This is a genomic window from Pelovirga sp. C15f, from assembly GCF_057178085.1.
The window spans coordinates 361059-381421 of sequence record NZ_JBXUCV010000002.1 but is presented as its reverse complement, the minus strand read 5'-3'; the positions used below and the strand labels follow the sequence as shown (position 1 = coordinate 381421).

Below are 20363 nucleotides of genomic sequence, written 5' to 3'. Positions count from 1 at the left end.
GCAGATCATGACCCAGGCCGAACCGATCATCATCTCACCGGAGCAGCCCGGTTCTTCCGGCAGGGACCGGCTGCGACCATTAAAAACCATGACCACGGTTATTTACGCCCTGCAGGCTGGATCTTTTTTTGTCGGGGTGACCTTGTTTGTGGCGATTATTTTCAATTACATCAAGCGCGACGAGGTGCGGGGAACCTGGCTGGAGTCGCACTTTCGCTGGCAGATCCGTACCTTCTGGTACGGCATGCTGTGGACGGGAATAGGGATTATCACCTACCTGCTGCTCATCGGCTACGTGATTCTGTTTGCCAACTATTTCTGGATGATCTATCGCGTCGCCAAGGGGTGGCTTAACCTGGCCGAGGGCAGGCCGATGGATTTTCGCCCCTATCGTCAACGCCAGGGGTCAGACGCTGCTTGAGTTGTTCAGCAACTGCTTGACCTTGGCGAGATAATTGCGGGTTTCGGTCGGCATCTTTTCCAGACCGTGGCGATCGACATTCCCCTGTCCCCAGTTGTAAGCGGCCAGGGTACGGTCCAGATCGCCGGCGTATTTGTCGAGCAGATGACTTAAGTAGCGACTGCCGCCGTCGATGTTGTCGACCGGATCAAAACTGTCCTTCACCCCGAGATCGGCGGCCGTGGCCGGCATCAGCTGCATCAACCCTTGCGCACCGGCAGGTGATACCGCGGTGGGATTGTAGGAGCTTTCAACCGCGACAACGGCACGAATCAGTTCCGGGGCTACCTGAACCTTCCGGGCGATGCGGTCGATCATCCCTTCAATCTGGTCACGGTTAACAGCTGCCGGTTGCTGTTGCAACGGCGCCAGGTTCCGGCGATATTTGTCAATAAATTGACTCATGCGGTTGTCGAGCAGGCTAAAAGGGGTATTTGCTGTCAAATCGAACAGGGGTTGGTGTTCCTGTTCATCATCGTCGCTATCGGAAAACAAGCCCTGCATCATCTGTAATTGGGTGACCTTGAGCTGGATCAGCGCCTGTTCGGCGGTCGCAGGTTCTCCGGCCTGGCGCTGTGTCGCCTGTTCCAGCAACGCCGTGAATTCGTTACCTGGGGAATGATGATTCATGCCGGGCGCCGAAGCCGGCAATGCCACAGTAGCAGACAACGTGGGGAAATTCAGGGATTCAATACTCACAGCGGCCTCCTGGTCGATACAAACGGGTGTCAAGTATCTGCCTCATCGACATGCTTAAACTCATAGATAAGTAAAATAAGCAAAATCCGAACCAAAATTTAACCTGCAAAGCCTGTTTGTCCACGGAAAACACGGAAAGCTCGGACTAAATCGAAAAGGACACACCTATTCCTTTTTTTAGCTATTCTTCCGAAGATACAATTGTATCCATTCTCCATGAGGGAGAAGACTGGAGTGAGGATGAGGGTTTATATTCCGTGTTTTCTAGAGTTTTCCGTGGACCAGAAAGCCCTTTGTAGCTTTAATGATTATCTGTATGTACTGCTTGGGGAATGCAAGAGATGAACAAAACCAAAGAGAAGCTCCACAACCGCATCAAGCGCAGTTGCGGTAAGGCGATTGGTGATTTTAACCTGATTGAGGATGGCGATCGGATTGCCGTGGCGGTTTCAGGCGGGAAGGATTCGTGGGCCCTGCTGCACATCCTCGACGATCTGCGACAGCGGGCACCGGTCAGTTTCGAGCTGATTGCGGTCAATTTCGATCCCGGTTTTCCCGGATATCGCAGCGATCTTATTGCTGACTACCTGCAACGCCACAACATCCCCTGGCATGTGGAAAAAACCGCAAGCGCTACTGTCATCGAGGAAAAACTCCGCCCCGGGTCATCCTACTGCGCCTTCTGCTCGCGCCTGCGGCGTGGCGTCCTCTATAGCGTTGCCCAGCGTCTTGGTTGCAATAAGATCGCACTGGGCCACCATCTCGATGATTTCATCGAGACACTGCTGCTCAATCAGTTTTATGCCGGAAAGCTGGCGGCCATGAGTCCGAAAATGCTGGCCGACAATGGTGAGCAGACAGTAATTCGGCCGCTGGTGTACGTCGAGGAAGCGCTGATCAGTGACTACAGTACCCGCTGTGATGTTCCGATTGTTTCCTGTGCCTGCCCCCTGGCAGGAGCCCAGGAGCAGCTTCAGCAGCGGCAGCGGATGAAACACCTGATAAACGAACTCTGCAGCGAGATCCCACAGATTCGCCAGAGTCTGCTCAGCGCTATGGGAAATATTCACCACCGCCATCTGCTTTAGGCTACTTGTCCTTCTTGCCGAAGCCTGAGAACAGCCCCCCCTTATGCTGGGCGGTCTGCTCGCGCCGCAGATTGATCAGGCGCAATTCGCGTAGCGCTTCGGTACAATCGGGGTTGGCCTGCACCGCAACTTCAAAGGATTTCTCAGCCTGGCGTTCCTTGCCCTGGGCCTGATAGACATGGCCAAGATACAGATGGGTCTGATAAGAGCCGGGATTAAGTTCGCGCGATGTCAGCAGAATCTCCATGGCCTGGCTACGGGTTTCGGTCTTTTCCGGTGCAGATTTAAATAATGCCCAGGCAAAATTGGTCATGTACTCCGGCTCTTCGGGGCTGAACTCGACGGCTTTTTTCAGCGCTTTGGCGGCCGTGGCGAAGCGGCGCACCTTGAGCAGCGCCAGCCCTTCCTGATATGCGGCTTCAGCTTCGATGACCTGGTTGATGTCGATCTTCTTTTTGGGGCCGTTGATCAGTTCATCCAGATAGTCCGTACGGGTCGCCGGATCGCTGAGTACCGTATAGGCCTGGGTAATGTATTGAAACATCTCGCGGACTTTGGCGCCCATCTCGCGCGAGAGGCTGCTGCCGAGGTAGCGGTCAGGGTGATACTCCTTGGCCATTTTGTAGTAGGCCCGGCGAATCGCGCCTGAATCGCTCTTGCGTTCTATCCCCAGAGCCTCAAAATAGTCGGCATCCATGATCCGCTGGTAATCACCAAGGATCTTTCGCCGCAGCTTTTCATCAACCAGACCAATCTCGGCATCAGCGTGATCATCGACCACCCCTTGCTGCGGGGTCGCGTGGCGTTCAAGCATCTCCGAAATCAGCAGGGCCGCAATGAGCTTTTGCACTTCGCGGCGAGCCAGGGGATGCTGTTCAAGGATGTCCTGCAGTCGCTTCTGCCCCTGACAGCTTTTTAACACCGCCAGACCGCGCTTGCCCAGATCGATATCCTGAAAACGATACTTGGGGTTGGTCGCCTGGCAGAGATAATCAGCGGCAAAAGGGTAAAGGAATTCATCGACCTGCTTGATCGTCCAGTAACGGTTGATCCCCTGCAGAATCAGTGAGGCTGGGGACAGGCGGATCTGGGTGACCCCCTTTTTGAAGTCTTTCCCCGGCTCAAAATGCAGGCTGCCACTGCGCCAGGCGAAGGTCGAAAGCAGCTTTTCCGTCACCTGTCGTTCCAGTACCACCTTGAGGTCCTGCGGGGTCAACAGACCCATCTGAATCAGCACGGTTCCCTGCAGGCGCCCACTTTGTTTACTTAATTCTACCGACTGATCGCAATCGACCTGGGTGATTGTGCCCTCCCGCACCAGCATCCGCCCGAGGCACTCGCCGAGAACATTCGAACGGGCAAAGACCGGATAACCATCCTTGATATAGATAACCTTTTTGGCTTGACCATGATGCAGGTGCAACAATCCCGTCGCCTTGTCGACATACAGGCGATGCAACTGAGTCGGTATGGTAAATTCAGATAATGGCAGTACTTTGTTTTCGAGGCTGCCGGCGGCCTTTTTCCCTGGCTTGAATACCCGCTCAAGCAGACGCTGCAAATCGATACCGGTAAAAGGCTTGAAGAGAAAATCATCGGCGCCATATTCCTCTTTAGCTGCTTTGATCTGCTCCGGACTGTGGAAGGTGGTGGTAATCATGACCACCGGCAGGTCGCGGGTTTTCTCGTGTTTGCGCAACGCCTGACAGATATTCGGGCCGGAAATCTCCGGCATATTGATATCGATCAGGGCCAGATCAATATCTTCGCTGAGCAGTCTGCGCAACCCCAGAGCACCACGATCAACCGTTTCGACGTGGAATCCCGCTGCCGTCAGCGCCTGTTGAAGAAAATCCCTGAGGTCGCGGTCATCGTCGATAATCAGAATATTCTTAGCCATAAATCAGCTTCCTTGTTTTTTGTATCTGTTCAGCACCGGGCCGGGAGGCCTACGCCAGGGGACGCTTTTCGTCGTCCATGGCAACAGCCCCCCTGGTCACAGGCCCTTCGACCCTGCAGCGAGGACGACAGGTGAAGAGTTACGTTTTTTCAGGACTCCCCCTGAGGGTTAAGGTAAAATTCCATCCGCTGCCGGATTGCTTCGGTAACCCGGCGGTAATCATCCATGAAGGCCTGCTCCGGGTTGACTTCTGCAGTCCCATAGCCAAGGCTCTTTGACACCTGGCGAAAGGCCTTGCCGCGCACCGACAGTTCGTTGATCGACTGGTCGTACAATAAACGTAATTTGTTTTCCAGTTGGCGCAAGAAGGTGTAACCGGAAATCAGACAGTCCGCATCAACCTGGGACAGCAGCTCTTCAGCGCCAAGAACTTCCAGTAATCTGATGGTATTCTGGGTTCTTAATGCCACAATCCTGTCAGCATGCCGCAATTGAAGAAATTGTGCAATAAATTCAACGTCGACCATGCCGCCCCGACCGGTTTTAATATTGCGCAGCTCGTCACTTTCGCGGGCGATCTCCTGCTCCATGCGGCGCCGTAAACGGTAGATCTCTGCCTGCAGGTTTTCCGGGAGTGGCCGTTCAAAAGCCAGTTCATTGATGGTGGACTGAACCGATTGAATAAAATCAGGGGCGCCGGTCACGGCTCTGGCCTTGGTCATGGCCTGCCGCTCCCAGGGTTGAGCGGATTCCTGATGATAGCGTTTAAAAGCACTTAAGCTGGTCACCAGAGGCCCCTGATTACCGGAGGGGCGCAAACGCGTGTCGATCTTGTAAACAAACCCCTCGCGCGTTACCAGGGTGAGGATGGTAATGATACGCTGCGCCAGTTTGGCAAAATATTGATGATTGCTGATGGAGCGAAAGCGCTCCGGGTCGGTTTGTTTGACCGCTTGTGTCTGCCCTTCTTCCTGGTAGATAAAAATGATGTCGAGATCAGAATGATAATTCAGCTCATAACCACCAAGCTTACCCATCCCGATAACGGCAAACTCTGTTTCCCGCCCGGTCTCAGCTATCTCCCCACTGAACGGTGCACCAAAACGGACGACCAGCTCCTGGCGCGCCAGACCCACGGCATGTTCCAAACATACTTCAGCCAAAAGGGATAACTGCCGGGCAATATCTTCCTGTTCAATAAAACCATGGAGATCATTGAGGGCAATCCTTAAAAACTCTTCGTTGCGAAAACGCCGCAGGGTATCGAGACGCCATTCAAAATCTTCTTCCTGCGCCAACTGTTCGCCCAGTTCTATTTCCATCTGCTCGCGGGTCTTACTCTGTGTGCCGTAGGAATCGAGCACCAGGGCATCAAGCAGTTCTGGGCGCTGGATAAAAATCCGCGACAACAACTGGCTGGATCCGAACAGCGCGATCAGCAACTTGGCAATCGGGGGGTTTTCAACCAGAAGTGAGAAAAAATAGCTGCGCGCGCGAATACTGTCGAGAAAAGCGTCAAGGTTGTTCAGGGCCTGATCGGGGTTGGCACAATCGAGAATCTCGCCCAGCAGCAGGGGCGCAAGCTTTTCCAGACAACGGCGCGAGCGCCGCGTCATCCGCCGCGAGGGACTGTCACCACGCAGCAGGTTCAAGGTTTCATAAGCGGCATCGGGGTTGGCAAAGCCTTTTTCCTCGAGCAGATCCTTGACCAGATCAGGATCGGCATCGTTAGCGAGAATCAGTCCGACCTCCGGACGGATTTCAACCATGTCGGCATCAGCCGAATGAAACAGCTCGCGAAAAATTCCGTGTACCGCCTGGCGATGGCGGTCAAGCTCGGCGTTGAAAGCGACGGCATCTGCGCAGCCACAACGCCGCGCCAGGATGGTCATGGAACGCTCATCCTCGGGCAACGAATGGGTCTGCTGTTCCTGCACCATCTGGATCCGGTGTTCAACCGTGCGCAAAAACCGATAAGCATCAGCCAGGCTCTGCGCTTCTGCGGTACTGATCATCTCCTCCTGCGCCAGCAGCTGAATCGTTTTCAGGGAATTGCGCTGCTGCAGCTGCGGGCGCGAACCGGCATTGACCAGTTGCAGGGCCTGAATGAAGAATTCAATTTCTCGAATCCCCCCCTGCCCCAGCTTGAGATTAAGTTGCTCGTGCTGCCGGCGGTCGAGGCTGGTGTTGATTTTCTGCTTCATCACCTTGATGTCCTCGATCATGCCGAAGTCAAGATGACGCCTGAAAATAAAGGGTTTGAGGCGTTTGAGCAACTCATTGCCGACAGCGACGGAACCGGCAACCGGCCGCGCCTTGAGCATCGCCGCGCGCTCCCAGCTCTGCCCCCATGACTCATAATAGATCTCGGCACCGTCGAGGGAGACCGCGAGATCACCACTGTTGCCTTCCGGGCGCAGACGGGTATCAACCCGGAACACAAAACCATCTTCGGTCACCTGATGCAGGGCCCGGGTAACCATCTCCGCCAGCTTGACAAAGTAACGGTGCAGGCTGATCTGCTCGCCGCGCCGACCACCACCGGTTTCACCCCGGGTCGATGAGTAGCAGTAGATCAGGTCAATATCAGAGGAAAAATTCAGCTCACGCCCGCCGAACTTACCCATTCCGAGAATGGTCATGCCGGCTTCCGTACTTTTACCGGTATCGGTTTGTTGCCATGGTTTTCCATACTCGACCTGCAGCTGCCGGCTGCAGACATCATAGGCCCGCTGCAATGATGCCGATGCCAGATCAGACAGTTCGCCCATCACCTCTTCGAGGGTTGCCAGACCGCACAGGTCGCGGGCGGCAATCCGCAGCACCTGCCTGGCCTTATAGCGCCGCAAACCCGCCTTGAGCTGAGGAAAATCGACATCATCGCCGATCAACTTGCGCAAATCCACGAGCATATCGACTTCACCATGGCTGGTATCGATGGCGCCGTCGTCAAACAGGTAGGCGATATACTGGTGATGCCGGCACAGAATGCCGGTAAGAAACGGGGAGCCGCCAAGCAGAGTCAGCAACTGCCGCCGCCGGTTCGAATCAGTGAGGATTTTACCCAGCGCCTGGTACTTGAGAAGATCGAAAAGGCGTTCGAGATTATTCAGGGCAGCGTCCGGATCGGCTACCTCCATAGCATCGGCAAGGATGGCCGCCAACAGGTCACGATCGGACAGGTGCTCATCGAGCAGACGCAGGTTGGTGGCCAGACGCTCGCCGTCGCAGAGGGGCAGACGCGCGCACCAGTCAATCAACTCAGACGGGCTGCGATCGAGGCTTTGCAGACCGGCGACGATGTCGTGCTGATGAGGACTCATACCTGCTGCTCCTGCAGTTAATAAAATTGCATCTGCTCAGCACGCAGCGGCGTGCGTGTCATAGAATAACTTTTTTTAAGTTACTCAGAAGTTACTACGGATTAAAACAGTTGTCGCAAGCCACTTTCGTAATCGCCACTGACGACACCGCTTTCGGTGATGATGGCCGTGACCAGTCGCGCCGGGGTCACGTCGAACGCCGGGTTGCGCACCGCAACCCCTGCGGGAGCCAGGGCTTTATCGCCGATATGGGTTACCTCGCGGGCAGCGCGCTCTTCAATCGGGATCCGGCTGCCGTCAGACAGGCGCAGGTCAATGGTTGAGCGTGGCGCCGCCACGTAAAATGGGATATTGTGCTCGCGCGCCAGGATCGCCACGGTGTAGGTGCCGATCTTGTTGGCAACATCACCATTGGCGGCAATCCGGTCGGCGCCGACGATCACACAGTCGATGTCGCCCTGTTGCATCAGGTAACCGGCCATGTTGTCGCAGATCAGGGTCACAGGAATACCGTCACGCTGCAGTTCCCAGGCAGTCAGCCGGGAACCCTGTAAAAAGGGGCGGGTTTCATCGGCAATCACCGAGATCTTGTTGCCCGCCGCCAGGGCCGCACGAATCACTCCAAGGGCGGTGCCGTAGCCACCGGTCGCCAGCGCCCCGGCGTTACAGTGGGTCAGAATCCGCGCCTGATCGGGAATCAGCGGCGCACCGTAACGGCCGATCTTGCGGTTGATCTGCTCATCTTCCTGGGTAATCGCGAGGGCTTCATACTCAAGACCGATCTTCAGCTCGAAAACACTGCGGTCAAGGTTAGCTTCAGCAAAGCGCTGCATCCGCTCCAGTGCCCACGACAGGTTCACGGCCGTTGGCCGACTGGCGGCAAGGTGAGCGCAGCGCTGCTGGAATTCAGTAAAAAACTCCCGGCTCGACTCACTGTCGATGTCGCGGGCGGCAAACCAGGCGCCGATAGCGGCAGCAATCCCGATGGCCGGCGCGCCACGCACAACCATGCTGCGGATCGCCTCGGCGACGTCCTGATAACTGTCGTAGTCAAGCCACACTTCCTGCTCCGGCAACAGCCGTTGATCAAGCATCTGGCACTTGCCGGCAACAAAACGGATGGGACGAATCACACTGGGGTCGATCGGGCAACTGGACATGATGGTTCCTTTTTTATTGCTGCTGCAATTAACGATTGAACTATAGTGGCGGGGTTTTCCCGCCCTGGGCGCGGACACGGCGCCCCTACAGCAACCCTGAATTCCGACATTTTTACACCGGGACAATATTAAGCCGAGAGGCGTTCTTTCAACAATTTATTGACCAGTCCCGGATTTGCCTTGCCCTTGCTTGCCTTCATCACCTGACCGACAAAAAAGCCCATCAACTTATCCTTACCGCCACGATATTCCGCCACCTCCGTCGGGTTGGCAGCGATCACCTCATCAATAATGGCATCAAGGGCGCCGCTATCGCTGAGTTGCTTCAGCCCTTTTTCGGCGATCACAGCATCGGCACTTTTGCCGCTTTGCCAGATATCCCTGAAGACGGTTTTGGCAATCTTGCCGGAAATCGTGTTGTCATCAATCCGCTTGAGGATACCGGCCAGTAAAGCCGGCGTTACCGGACAGGCAGCAATCGTGACATCATATTCTTTCACCGCAGCAAGCACCTCCCCCATCACCCAGTTGGAGCAGAGCTTCGGATGGTTGTGGTGCGCCACCAGCGCCTCGAAATACTCCGCGACAGCACGCTCGGCTGCGAGCACGTCGGCATCATAGGCAGGCAACCCCATTTCCTCTTCGTAGCGCTGGCGTTTCTGCGCCGGCAGTTCCGGCAGGGCGGCCCGCACCTCGGCAATCCAGTCCTGCGAAACCTCCAGGGGGAGCAGATCGGGATCGGGAAAATAGCGATAATCGTGGGCCTGTTCCTTGCCGCGCATGGAGCGGGTCACCCCCGCATCAGGGTCAAACAGACGGGTCTCCTGTACCACCTTACCCCCCTCTTCGATCAGCTCGATCTGGCGCTCTACCTCATAATCGATGGCCTGCTTGATAAAGCGGAAGGAGTTGAGATTTTTCAATTCAGCGCGGGTACCGAGCTCGACCTGACCAACCGGACGCACCGAAACGTTGGCGTCACAGCGGAAAGACCCTTCTTCCAGGTTACCGTCACACACCCCCAGGTACACGACGATCTGATGGAGCTGCTTCAAGTAGGCAATCGCCTCGGCGGCGCTGCGCATATCCGGCTCGGATACCACCTCGAGCAAGGGGGTGCAGGCGCGGTTGAGATCAACCAGGGAACCGGCGCTTAAGCCATGAAGCAGCTTGCCGGCGTCCTCTTCCATGTGAATACGGGTAATGCCGACGCGCTTGGCGGCAACCTCCTCGCCACTGATATCCAGCCAGCCGTGCTCGCAGATCGGCAGCTCGAACTGGGAGATCTGATACCCCTTGGGCAGGTCGGGATAGAAGTAATTTTTGCGGGCAAAGATAGAATACGGCGCAATCCGGCAGTTGGTGGCCAGACCGGTCTTGATCGCGGCATTGACCACCTTCTGATTAAGCACCGGCAGTGCTCCCGGTAATCCCAGGCAGACCGGACAAGTCTGGCTGTTGGGCGACTGACCAAAGGCAGTGGAACAGCCACAGAAGATCTTGGTGGCGGTAGTTAACTGGACATGAACTTCCAGACCGATAACAGTTTCGTAGCGCGTATTCATCAGGTTCCCCTGTGGTTGTTCGTTCATTCACGGTCAATTAAAGTAACTATTCAGCAGACTAAAGGGACGGCTGGCGCGTATGCCAGTCGGTGACCTGTTCAAAAGCCCGGGCTGCCTGCAGCATCTCCCCCTCACCAAAAGGTTTACCTATAAGTTGCAGACCGATAGGAAGTCCTGAGGCATCGAAACCACAGGGGATACTCATGGCGCAGGTGCCGGCAAGGTTGACAGGGATGGTGAACAGGTCACACAGATACATCTGCAGGGGATCGTCAATTTTTTCGCCGATTTTAAAGGCAGCAGTTGGCGCCACCGGCGTCAGCAGGAGATCAACCTGGTCGAAAACCCTGGTAAAATCCTGACGGACCAGGGTGCGAACTTTCTGGGCCTTGAGATAATAGGCATCGTAATAGCCCGAGGACAGAGCGTAGGTGCCAAGCATGATCCGACGTTTGACCTCGTCACCAAAACCGGCACTGCGGGTCTGCCGGTACATATCGATCAGACCACCAGCGCCGGTGTGACGCACCCCGAAACGCACGCCATCGTAACGGGCAAGATTGCTTGATGCCTCGGCTGTGGCAATCAGATAGTAACAGGCCACCGAATAGTCGGTATGGGGCAGACTGACCGGCACCAGCTCGGCACCCAGTCCACGGTAGACCTCAATTGCTGTGTCAACTGCCCGTTTCACCTCAGGATCCAGCCCATCAATAAAATATTCACGCGGCAGACCGATTTTTTTGCCGGCAACACCCTCATGCAGGTGCGCCTGATAGTCGGGGACCGGACAATCGACGGAGGTGGAATCACGGGGGTCGTAGCCGGCGATGGCTGCCAGCAGCAGGGCAGAATCTTCAACATTGCGGGTGATGGGTCCGACCTGGTCGAGGGATGAAGCGTAGGCAATCACCCCGTAACGCGATACCCGCCCGTAAGTCGGCTTCAGGCCAACGACGCCGCAATGGGCAGCCGGCTGGCGGATCGAACCGCCGGTATCGGTTCCCAAAGCAGCAGCGACCTGACCGGCAGCGACAGCGACAGCGCTGCCCCCGGAGGAACCACCGGGCACATAGTTTTTGTTCCAGGGGTTACGACATACACCGGCGGAACTGTTCTCGTTAGAGCTCCCCATGGCAAATTCATCCATGTTGAGCTTGCCGACCAGCACCGCTCCCTGGTCACGCAAACGTTCCACCACGGTGGCATCATAAACCGGTACGTAGTTGTCGAGAATCTTCGATCCACAGGTAGTGCGCACCCCTTTGGTGCTGAAAATATCCTTCAACCCCACGGGGATTCCGGTCAGGGGCCCGGCGTTTCCTGCCTTAAGCCGCGCATCCGCCGCGGCGGCATCCTTTAAAGCGGCATCGTCACACCGGGTGACAAAGGCGTTGAGCTGCCCATCGGTACTGTCGATACGCTCGATACACTGCCGGGTGACGGCAACTGCCGTGTTTTTTTGCTCCTGCAGCTCTTTAGCCAGGCCGTTGATGGTAAGTTGTGGTACTGACATAAATTTCTGTTCTCCTTGAAACCTGACCGCCTATTCAATCACCCGTGGAACCTGGAAACAATCTTCCACCCCTTGCGGCGCATTTGCCAAAGCCGCCGTAGCGCCGAGCGAAACGACCACCTGGTCGCTGCGAAAGGCATTGGCCATGGGCACGGCGTGGGCGGTCGGGATAATATCGTCAGTATTCAGCTCATTGAGCTTGTCGACATAACCCAGCATCGCATCCATCTTCCCGGTCAAGTCTTTCAATTCTTCCGGATTCAGGGTCAGTCGCGCCAGTCCGGCGACATAGGCGACATCCTCTTCAGTAATTTTCATAACACCTCCCTGGCCGGGTTTATCATAAGAATCCCCGGCATGCCAAATAACATCCTCGCAAACCCGGCAAGATAGCACTCTCGCCACAATCACATCAAGCCGCTTGCGCGGTGAATTTAATGACCGCGGCAGCCACCGCGTCCAGGGCTTTACTCCCTGCCGCATCAGGGTGGCTGATGATGTGCGGTTCACCGGCATCACCGGCGACCACCACCTCCGGATCAAGGGGGACCTGGGCGAGCAGGGCAACGCCGGTTTTTTCTGCCAGCCCGGCACCTCCCCCCTGTTTGAAGATGGGAGACGCCTCGCCACAGTGGGGACAGATAAAACCACTCATATTTTCTACCAGGCCCACCACCGGCAGGTTCAGCTCGCGACAAAAACTCAAGGATTTTTCCACATCGGACAGAGCGACATCCTGGGGGGTGGTTACCACCACGGCGGCGGTCTTGCTGCCCAGCAGCTGTACCGCGCTTAAGGGCTCATCACCGGTTCCAGGCGGACAGTCAAGCAGCAGAAAGTCCAGATCTCCCCATACCACATCGGCCAGCAACTGCATAATGGCACCATGCTTCATCGGCCCGCGCATGATCGTGGCGCTGCCATCGGCGGGCAACAACAGCCCCAGCGACATCAGTTTGATTCCGTGCACCTCGAGGGGATGAATTCCCTCTTCATCCATGACCGGTCGTTCGCCGCGCACCCCGAACATGGTTGGCAAACTGGGGCCGTGCAGGTCGATGTCGAGCAGTCCGACTTTTTTCCCAGCCTTGGCCAGCGCCAGTGCCAGATTCACTGCGGTGGTGCTTTTTCCCACTCCACCCTTGCCCGACATAACGACAATTTTTTGTTTTACCGTACACATCCGCAACGCCAGCGCTTTTTGCATTTGTTGTTGCTGATCCTGGGGGTTGCCCGGCTGTTTAACCGAACAACTGCTGTCCTGACAACTATCACAGCTACTCATTGTTTCCACTCTCCCTCTGGTAATTTATGCTGTTGCTGAGCCAATGAACCCCAAAGGATTCAATCAGCTCGTCGATTTCCTCTGTTGCATATCCTTCGTAGATCAGTGCCGAGCAATAATCCTTGAGCAACTGCTCTGCTGACCGCGTGTCTGCCTGCCGACGATAGATAGCAAGCAGCTGCCGAATCAATCCATCTGCGGTCGGCTCGAACAACAGCCCGGCACGCAGGAGCCCGGCGGCCTGTTGATATTCATGGCGGCGCGCCAGCAGGCCGGCCAATGCCTGCAGTTGCTCAAGGCGCAGCTGGTTGTACTGATCGCGAAAACGCGGCAGCTCATCGCCAAGATCATAGCCGTTCAAAAACTCACCCTGCCACAACCGTTCCATCCGCCACAACAGTTGCTCAGCCTGCCAGTACTGCTCCCGTTGCAGATGATAACGAACTTTTTCCATCTGTTGTTCAAAGATCTGGGCATCAAATGTGGCATGCTGGATTGACAGCATCCCTTTTTCCAACACCAGGTATTGATGCCGAACATCCCGGCCAAAAACATCTTCTAGGGCCTTTCGCAACCGCGAATGTGCCGCATCAAAACTATTGCGTGCCTTGACCGGCGAGCTGTCCGGCCATAGCTGCCCCATCAGCACCTCAATACTCAAGGTCCTTCGGGGAGCTAGCAACAACAGCGCCACGATCAGGCGCGATGACTGACCAACCTGGAATAAATCGAAGCGCTCCTGGCCTTTTTGCACCGTGAAGCCCCCCAGGGTATTCACTTTAAGTTGTTCCAGTACTTGTCCGTCACTGTCAACATCGAGATGAAGATACTTTTCCAGCAGCGGCAGCAACAACTCGCGCTCCTGCGCGGTTGTGGGGAAAAGCAGCAAGTCCTGGAGCAGATCAGACGACAATCCCCGGAAAAAGAGGGTTCGCTGGCGGCGCAGCAAATCATAAAAAGCACGCAGATGCTGATCAGCCTCCGGGAGCTGCCCCAGGCGTCGGCACACCACCGCCAGCCAGGCATGAAGGCCGGTACGCAGGCACTCCTCAAAAAGTTGCTGTGACCCGGCCAATGCCGTGCTGAGCAAGTTATGAGCGCGGGTCAATTGATCGAGGGCAACGCAGGTAGCGCCCGCCAACAACAGGTTTTCCAGTCGCCAGAGTGGCCCACCGGCTTGCTCTCGCAATTCCAGCCCCTTTTCCAGATCAGCACCGGCCGCGTCAGCGTGGTGATTCTGTGCCTTGATCCAGCCGCGCAATTGCAGCAGCAGACTACGCAGATGGTCGCTATCCCCGCCCCGCGGGGAGTTCAGGGCCGAATCAATGAACTGTTCAGCCTGCTCCTGTTGGTCGCGGGCAATGAGCAGACTGGCAGCGTAATACCCACAGAGGGGATCGATCAGGACACGGTTACGCAATTGCAGCGGACAATCACGGCTCAAACTTGCCTGTTGCTGCTGCAATCCCGACAAGGTACCATCGACCAGGAGCAGATCAAAAGCGGTCTGGTGAATCATCAGCCGGTCAAAAAAACTCTCTCGCCCTTCCAGGGCGCCATAGGCTTGCTCGAGAACGGTACGGGCGACGAGGACACGGCCCTGATGCAGCGCCAGGCGAACCCGTAGCAACTGCAGGCGGGCAAGAACTGACGTTGACCCGGATTGATGGGCCTGGGCAAGAGCATGATCGAGAAGATCCTGGGTTGGGGGCAACTCACCACCAAAACACATCCGGCTCAGGCCAAGGGCAACAGCAACTGCAAGCTTCTCGTCAACTACCAGTGTCGGCATCACCTGGCCGGCATGTTGTGCAAAAGTGCCATATCGCGCTTGCCAATCGTTCCAATGACCATCCACATAAATGGCTTGCAGCGTCTGCCAGGACCGGGTCAGGACCATCCCCCGTGCGTCATTGTTGCTGGAAAAAAGCTGGTAAGCCAGCTCCAGCCAGATTGGAGCATCGTCAGCCAGATTGTTCAGACGCATGATGCCGCGCACCAGTGACTGCCAACCACATTCTGCAACCCTGTCATCAGCAATCTGATCCAGCACCTGGATAGAGATACAGGCATTATCCAGATCCAACAGCTCAATACCACGCTGACTGAGTAGTTGCGAAACCTCTGCATAGCGGCCACCACCGATCAGGCAGGCCAGCAACGGCAGCATCTGTTCACGTTCCCGGTACCAGTCGGCAGCAACACGATACACCTCGCTGCGCTCTGCTTCGCTGAGCATCTGCCGGGCCTTGCTGCGGAGCAGATCTTTGACCTGAGGATGGAACAATAGACAATCTTCCTCACCTTTCATCTGTACCAGAGACAACTGATGGCGCTTGAGATAATCAAGACCGGCGGCGATATCGGCTATTTCACTCAACCTTCTGGCCAGTGCCAGGGAGATACATTCCAACAATGACAGTTTGAGCAAAGTGCGGCGCCAGGGCAGGGGGAAATCATTAAATAACTTTTCGTAAAAAAGACGATCATCCTTGCTCTCGATCCGGGGCTGGTCGGCAGTCAGTTGCTGCAACCACTGTTCATCGTCAGGGGTCAGCAAGCCATCACCGGAGGTCAACAGGCCACTAAGCCAGCGCAGCTGGGCCGAGTTCCCCTCAAGTTGCTGCTGCAGCTGGGACGTGCTGAGCGCCTGGGCGCGGTCTTTCTCACACAGGCGCAACATGACCTTGATGCGTGCCAGCATTTCGACGTTACTGATTGGCTTGGTAATGAAATCGTGGGCACCAACCTCAAGTCCTTCGGCGCGCAGTTGCGGCGAAGCAATGTGAGCGGTCATCAACACCAGGGGAATGCGGGCGGTCTGGGGATGCAGTCGCAATTGCCGGCACATCTCCAGGCCGTCCATCCCCGGCATTTGCACGTCAATAAAGGCGCCGTCAACCGCATGTTCTGCCGCCAGGGCCAGTCCTGCGGCGGCATTGCCGGCGGTCAGCACCCTTACGGCAGGCAGATCGAGACCGATAATCTGTGTGATCAGCTGCAGATTGACCGGGTTATCATCGACCAGCAGCAGGGTATAGGGGGAAGGACTTGCGAGCATCAAGCCTCTTTTTTTCAACCCGGCATCAAACCGGCAAATTTGAGCAACAACTTCTTGGTGCCGACCGAATTGAAATAAACGGTCACTTTCTGCGTATCGCCACTGCCTTCGAGGCGGCGGACAACACCGGGGCCGAATTTGAGATGGCGTACCCGCGCGCCCAGACGCAAACTTCCGCTATCAGCAGGAGGGCCTGCCGCTACGCTTGAAGGAACTGCTGGTGTCGGCGGCTGCGGAGTGTGGACTTCAGCTGATTGATCCATCTCCTCGGCGGCAACCAGATCGGCCAGACCGGCCAGATTGTGGACCGCAGACGGTGGCGCCGGCGCCGTCACAGTGGTTGCTGATAAAGCTATTGACGCCTCGCGGTAACCGCTAAGCAGTGCCGCCGGAATATCGGCGAGAAAGCGACTCGGCGGGTTGAATTGCCAGGTGCCGTAAATGCGGCGGCGCCGGGCATGAGACAGGTACAGCTTGCGCATCGCGCGGGTCATGCCGACGTAACAGAGTCGCCGCTCCTCGTCGAGGTCAGCGCTGCCGCTACCGGAACGGGAATGGGGGAACAGCCCCTCCTCCATCCCGGTGATAAAGACCAGAGGATATTCAAGTCCTTTGGCGGAATGCAGGGTCATCAGGGTGACCCGCTCAATGGTTGGATCGTGCTGGTCAAGATCGGTCATCAGGGCAACCTGCTCAAGATAGTCCTGCAGGCTGCCGCCACTGGAAGTGTGCTCCTCCATCCCCGCCAGCAGCTGTTCCAGGTTGTCGAGACGCCCTTTGGCCTCCTGGCGGCCGTCGGTGGTCAGGGCCTGCTGCGCCTCTTCCTGGAGGATGGGGGTGTAGCCGCTAGCCTCCAGAATTTCGGCCATCAGCTGCGGCAAAGGCAGCCGCACCAGGCGCTGACCAAAATCCTCCATCAATTCAACAAAGCCCCTGACCCGCTGTGCCGCTGCTGCGCCGAGGTGCTTGCGCTCCAGCACCAGGCGACAGGCCGCCATGAACCCACCAGCTTCGGTTTCAAGCTGGGCAATCCGCTCAATCGTGGTCGCGCCAATCCCGCGCGCCGGAGTGTTGATGATGCGCCGCGCCGCCATGCCATCCGCCGGGTTAACCAGCGTTCGCAAGTAACACAGGGCATCCTTGATCTCCTGGCGGGCATAGAACTTCACCCCGCCAAACATGGCGTACGGGATCCGCTGGCCGCGCAGGGCTTCTTCCAGAACCCGCGACTGAGCGTTGGTGCGGTAAAATACGGCGATATCGCGTAACGCCTCCCCCCGGCGCTGCAGGCGACTGATCTCGGTGGCGATAAAACGGGCCTCGTCCAGATCATCGGCAGAGGTCTCCAGATGGATGACCTCGCCAGGCGGATTGTCGGTCCAGAGTTTCTTGGCGCGACGATCGCTGTTCTTCTCCACCACCGCAGTAGCTGCATCAAGGATGGTCCGGGTTGAGCGATAATTCTGTTCCAGGCGGATAATCCGTGTACTGGTGTAATCCCGGTCAAAACCCAGAATGTTGGAGACTTCCGCGCCGCGCCAGCGATAGATCGACTGATCGTCATCACCCACCACGCACAGATGCGTCTGCGCGCCGCACAGCAGCTGCATCAACCGGTACTGAACCCGATTGGTGTCCTGAAATTCGTCGATGAGCAGATGGGTAAAGCGTTCCTGCCAGCGGTTGCGAACAACGTCAACCTCTTCAAACAGCTGCACCGTCACGAGCAGCAGATCACCGAAGTCGAGGGCGTTGCCCTGTTTCAAGCGCTGCTGGTAACGGCTATAAAGTTCGATCAAACCGGGATCATCAACCCCCTGCCGGACGCAGTCCCGGGGTGTCAATCCACGGTTTTTCGCGTTATCGATAAAAGCGGCCAGAGCGCGAGGTTTAAGATCTTTCTCCGCTATCTTGCGTTCTTTAAGCAGGTCGCGCAGCAGGCGTTGCTGATCCTGATCATCGTAAATAGTGAAATCCCGGGTGTAACCTAAATGTTCGATCTCCTGGCGCAGGATCCGGACACAGCTGGCGTGAAAGGTCGCCACCCAGGGCAATGCATCCTGCCCGAGGAGCACTTCAAGACGCTCGCGCATCTCCGCCGCGGCCTTGTTGGTGAAGGTCACCGCCATGATCCGCCACGGCGGCACGCCGCGCTGTTGGATCAGATGGGCAACACGATGGGTCAGGGCGCGGGTCTTACCTGAGCCGGCTCCTGCAAGCAACAATAATGCTGTTCCCTCATAGAGTACCGCCTGCTGCTGCGGCTCGTTGAGGGAGGTCAGTAAATCGCTGGTCATGCTTTTTCTTCCCCGAGGCTGCTGTTCATCAACGCCCGGTTGTAGGCGGAAATCATGTCACGCCGTGAAATAATACCGTAGATCTTGCGGTGAGTCTTACGATCAACCACCGGCAACTGTTCAATATTGCGATAACCGATCTTGCGCATGGCATCATCGAGACTTTCATCGGCGTGAACGGTAATGACATCGGTAGTGGCCAGTTCCTTGACCACGACCAGATCCATCAGTTCCTTCTCGAAAACCACTCCCATAAAGTCCTGCACCGAGATGATGCCGGCTAACTCACCGGCCTCATCCACCAGTGGAAAATTGCTGTGGGAGGTCTGTTCGACAAAGTGGGCGAAATCCCCGAGAGTCATCCGTTCAGAAATTGTTTCAACCGGATAACGCATCACCTCGCTGACCTCAATGGCTTTCATGATGTTGCGCTCTTTACCGGCCTCCAGGTCGATGCCGGCACGCGTAAGCTCAAAGGTTTCAAGGCTGTCTTTTTGGAAACGACGGGCAATCGAGGTGCCAATCACACAGGTCAGCATAATCGGCACGATAACCTCATAGCTGTCAGTAATCTCGAACAGCATGAAGATCGCCGTCATCGGTGCGTGGGTGGCCGCCGCCAGAAAAGCCCCCATGCCGACCAGGGCGTAGGCGCCGGGCGACATGTAGCTGCCGGGGAAGAGAACCTCGAGCAGATGTCCATAAGCGCCGCCAAACACCGCCCCTAAAAACAGACAGGGGGCAAACAGACCGCCGGGCATTCCTGAACCCAGGGTGATTGAGGTAGCCACCATCTTGGCAACTACCAGCAAGCCGAGCAGATACCAGCTGTGATGACCAACGAGAACTTCGCTGATAAATTCGTAGCCGTTACCGAACACCTGGGGCATTCCGATACCGATGACTCCGACCGCCAGACCACCAAGAAACGGCTTGCTTAAGCGGGGCAGCTTGAGGGCCTCGATGTGATCCTTGATGCGATAGTGCAGATCGATAAAACCGGCCGCCAGACCACCGATCAGAATACCCAGGAGCACATAGAAGCCGAGTTCCCAAAGGCTCCCCATGACATAGGGGGGAGCGACAATTTCGGAGATATCGCCCAGCAGCGCCCGTGAAACCACCGTCGCCATCCCGCTGGCGATAACAATCGAGGTAAAGCTGGACAGACCATAGGATGACAACAGGACAATTTCCGTGGCAAAGAAAACCCCGGCAATCGGAGCATTGAAGGTTGCCGCGACCCCGGCCGCGGCCCCGCAGGCCACCAGCACCTTGATCCGGTCATTGCTCATACGAAAGGATTTACCAAACTGGCTGCCGATGGTGCCACCGATCACCGCGATCGGGCCTTCCTGTCCGGCACTGCCTCCCGTCCCTAAGGTGATAGCCGATGCCAGCCCTTTGGTAAACAACGGCCTAAAAGGAAGCTTGGCGCCACGCAGGTTGACCTTGACGAGAAAGGAGGAAAACCCCCCTTTGAGATCCTTGGGGAACAGGATCCACAGGGGAATCAGCAGCAGCCCGCCGATGGCCGGCATGAACATCACCAGCACCCGCTGCAGTGACCACTCAGTGGTAGAAATATTGAACAGCTCAAAGGTCTGCTCCACCACCAGCCAGTGCACCAGTTCGATGGTCATGCGGAAAACATAATTTCCCAGACCACCGAGCATGCCGATGATCACTGCCAGAATAATCAGGAAGGTGTTGTCACTGATCTTGAGTCGATCGAGCAGCAGCTGAATCACGGCACGTAACTGTTGGGCGAGGACTGTCAACGAAAAATATTTCAACAAAACTCTGTTCACTTCTGGGACCCGGCACTTCCCGTCTGATTGGAAAAGACATCGGCAACACTGCGTAATTTCGTTGCAAAATGTTTATTCATAACACAACAACCTGTCCCTATCCACAAAAAGCTTTTGCAAAAAACACAAGGACACAACCCACAGAGTCCTTTCATCTTTTTACCTGCCATCAAAACATTTTTCGCCTTTTCAAACGAT

The 20363-nt window shown here is 56.3% G+C and carries 13 protein-coding genes; 2 read left to right on the top strand and 11 right to left on the bottom strand.

The window, feature by feature from the left end:
- The first annotated feature begins 7 nt into the window (after positions 1 to 7).
- Entirely contained in the window at positions 8 to 421 is a 414-nt protein-coding gene (locus AC1931_RS07010; RefSeq protein WP_483876531.1) for a DUF4870 family protein, read from the top strand.
- Here the strand turns inward: AC1931_RS07010 and AC1931_RS07005 are convergent.
- Positions 407 to 1159: a lytic transglycosylase domain-containing protein gene (locus AC1931_RS07005; protein ID WP_483876530.1), complete on the bottom strand. Its 753-nt coding sequence runs from the start codon at positions 1157 to 1159 to the stop codon at positions 407 to 409. The genes AC1931_RS07010 and AC1931_RS07005 overlap by 15 nt on opposite strands.
- Positions 1160 to 1500: 341 nt before the next feature.
- On the opposite strand from AC1931_RS07005, the gene ttcA reads away from it, so the two are divergent.
- Positions 1501 to 2247 (top strand): tRNA 2-thiocytidine(32) synthetase TtcA, encoded by a 747-nt coding sequence (gene ttcA / locus AC1931_RS07000; RefSeq protein WP_483876529.1) that lies wholly within the window; start codon positions 1501 to 1503, stop codon positions 2245 to 2247.
- A gap of 1 nt (position 2248) precedes the next feature.
- On the opposite strand, the gene AC1931_RS06995 is transcribed toward ttcA, so the two are convergent.
- The 10 genes from AC1931_RS06995 to AC1931_RS06950 form a co-directional block, all read right to left on the bottom strand.
- On the bottom strand, positions 2249 to 4147 hold the full coding sequence (locus AC1931_RS06995) for a response regulator (protein ID WP_483876528.1): 1899 nt from the start codon (positions 4145 to 4147) through the stop codon (positions 2249 to 2251).
- A gap of 149 nt (positions 4148 to 4296) precedes the next feature.
- On the bottom strand, positions 4297 to 7470 hold the full coding sequence (glnE, locus tag AC1931_RS06990) for a bifunctional [glutamate--ammonia ligase]-adenylyl-L-tyrosine phosphorylase/[glutamate--ammonia-ligase] adenylyltransferase (RefSeq protein ID WP_483876527.1): 3174 nt from the start codon (positions 7468 to 7470) through the stop codon (positions 4297 to 4299).
- Between the two features lie 101 nt (positions 7471 to 7571).
- Positions 7572 to 8630 (bottom strand): S-methyl-5-thioribose-1-phosphate isomerase, encoded by a 1059-nt coding sequence (mtnA, locus tag AC1931_RS06985; protein ID WP_483876526.1) that lies wholly within the window; start codon positions 8628 to 8630, stop codon positions 7572 to 7574.
- A gap of 128 nt (positions 8631 to 8758) precedes the next feature.
- Positions 8759 to 10195 carry an Asp-tRNA(Asn)/Glu-tRNA(Gln) amidotransferase subunit GatB gene (gatB, locus tag AC1931_RS06980; protein WP_483876525.1) on the bottom strand — a complete coding sequence of 479 codons (1437 nt, stop codon included), beginning with the start codon at positions 10193 to 10195 and terminating at the stop codon, positions 8759 to 8761.
- A 58-nt stretch (positions 10196 to 10253) separates the two neighbouring features.
- The gene (gatA, locus tag AC1931_RS06975) at positions 10254 to 11711 is read right to left on the bottom strand and encodes an Asp-tRNA(Asn)/Glu-tRNA(Gln) amidotransferase subunit GatA (RefSeq protein WP_483876524.1); all 1458 of its coding nucleotides are present in this window, start codon (positions 11709 to 11711) and stop codon (positions 10254 to 10256) included.
- 30 nt (positions 11712 to 11741) lie between these two features.
- On the bottom strand, positions 11742 to 12029 hold the full coding sequence (gatC, locus tag AC1931_RS06970) for an Asp-tRNA(Asn)/Glu-tRNA(Gln) amidotransferase subunit GatC (RefSeq protein WP_483876523.1): 288 nt from the start codon (positions 12027 to 12029) through the stop codon (positions 11742 to 11744).
- Between the two features lie 94 nt (positions 12030 to 12123).
- A complete protein-coding gene (locus AC1931_RS06965; protein WP_483876522.1) occupies positions 12124 to 12996 on the bottom strand; it encodes an Mrp/NBP35 family ATP-binding protein in 873 nt (290 codons plus the stop codon).
- Positions 12989 to 16057, bottom strand: a complete 3069-nt coding sequence (locus AC1931_RS06960) for a response regulator (RefSeq protein WP_483876521.1) — start codon at positions 16055 to 16057, stop codon at positions 12989 to 12991. Before AC1931_RS06960 ends, AC1931_RS06965 begins: the two co-directional genes overlap by 8 nt.
- 14 nt (positions 16058 to 16071) lie before the next feature.
- The gene (locus AC1931_RS06955; RefSeq protein ID WP_483876520.1) at positions 16072 to 18354 is read right to left on the bottom strand and encodes an ATP-dependent helicase; all 2283 of its coding nucleotides are present in this window, start codon (positions 18352 to 18354) and stop codon (positions 16072 to 16074) included.
- Positions 18351 to 20165, bottom strand: coding sequence for a chloride channel protein (locus tag AC1931_RS06950; RefSeq protein ID WP_483876519.1), 1815 nt, complete (start codon positions 20163 to 20165; stop codon positions 18351 to 18353). The genes AC1931_RS06955 and AC1931_RS06950 overlap by 4 nt, the downstream gene beginning before the upstream one ends.
- Positions 20166 to 20363: the final 198 nt, after the last annotated feature.

What these genes read in the sequence shown, in the direction of transcription:
- AC1931_RS06960 (WP_483876521.1), bottom strand. Translation starts at nt 16,057, where the DNA reads ATGCTCGCAAGTCCTTCCCCCTATACCCTGCTGCTGGTCGATGATAAC.
- glnE (WP_483876527.1), bottom strand. Translation starts at nt 7,470, where the DNA reads ATGAGTCCTCATCAGCACGACATCGTCGCCGGTCTGCAAAGCCTCGAT.
- AC1931_RS06965 (WP_483876522.1), bottom strand. Translation starts at nt 12,996, where the DNA reads ATGAGTAGCTGTGATAGTTGTCAGGACAGCAGTTGTTCGGTTAAACAG.
- AC1931_RS07010 (WP_483876531.1), top strand. Translation starts at nt 8, where the DNA reads ATGACCCAGGCCGAACCGATCATCATCTCACCGGAGCAGCCCGGTTCT.
- gatA (WP_483876524.1), bottom strand. Translation starts at nt 11,711, where the DNA reads ATGTCAGTACCACAACTTACCATCAACGGCCTGGCTAAAGAGCTGCAG.
- mtnA (WP_483876526.1), bottom strand. Translation starts at nt 8,630, where the DNA reads ATGTCCAGTTGCCCGATCGACCCCAGTGTGATTCGTCCCATCCGTTTT.
- gatB (WP_483876525.1), bottom strand. Translation starts at nt 10,195, where the DNA reads ATGAATACGCGCTACGAAACTGTTATCGGTCTGGAAGTTCATGTCCAG.
- ttcA (WP_483876529.1), top strand. Translation starts at nt 1,501, where the DNA reads ATGAACAAAACCAAAGAGAAGCTCCACAACCGCATCAAGCGCAGTTGC.
- gatC (WP_483876523.1), bottom strand. Translation starts at nt 12,029, where the DNA reads ATGAAAATTACTGAAGAGGATGTCGCCTATGTCGCCGGACTGGCGCGA.
- AC1931_RS06955 (WP_483876520.1), bottom strand. Translation starts at nt 18,354, where the DNA reads ATGACCAGCGATTTACTGACCTCCCTCAACGAGCCGCAGCAGCAGGCG.
- AC1931_RS06995 (WP_483876528.1), bottom strand. Translation starts at nt 4,147, where the DNA reads ATGGCTAAGAATATTCTGATTATCGACGATGACCGCGACCTCAGGGAT.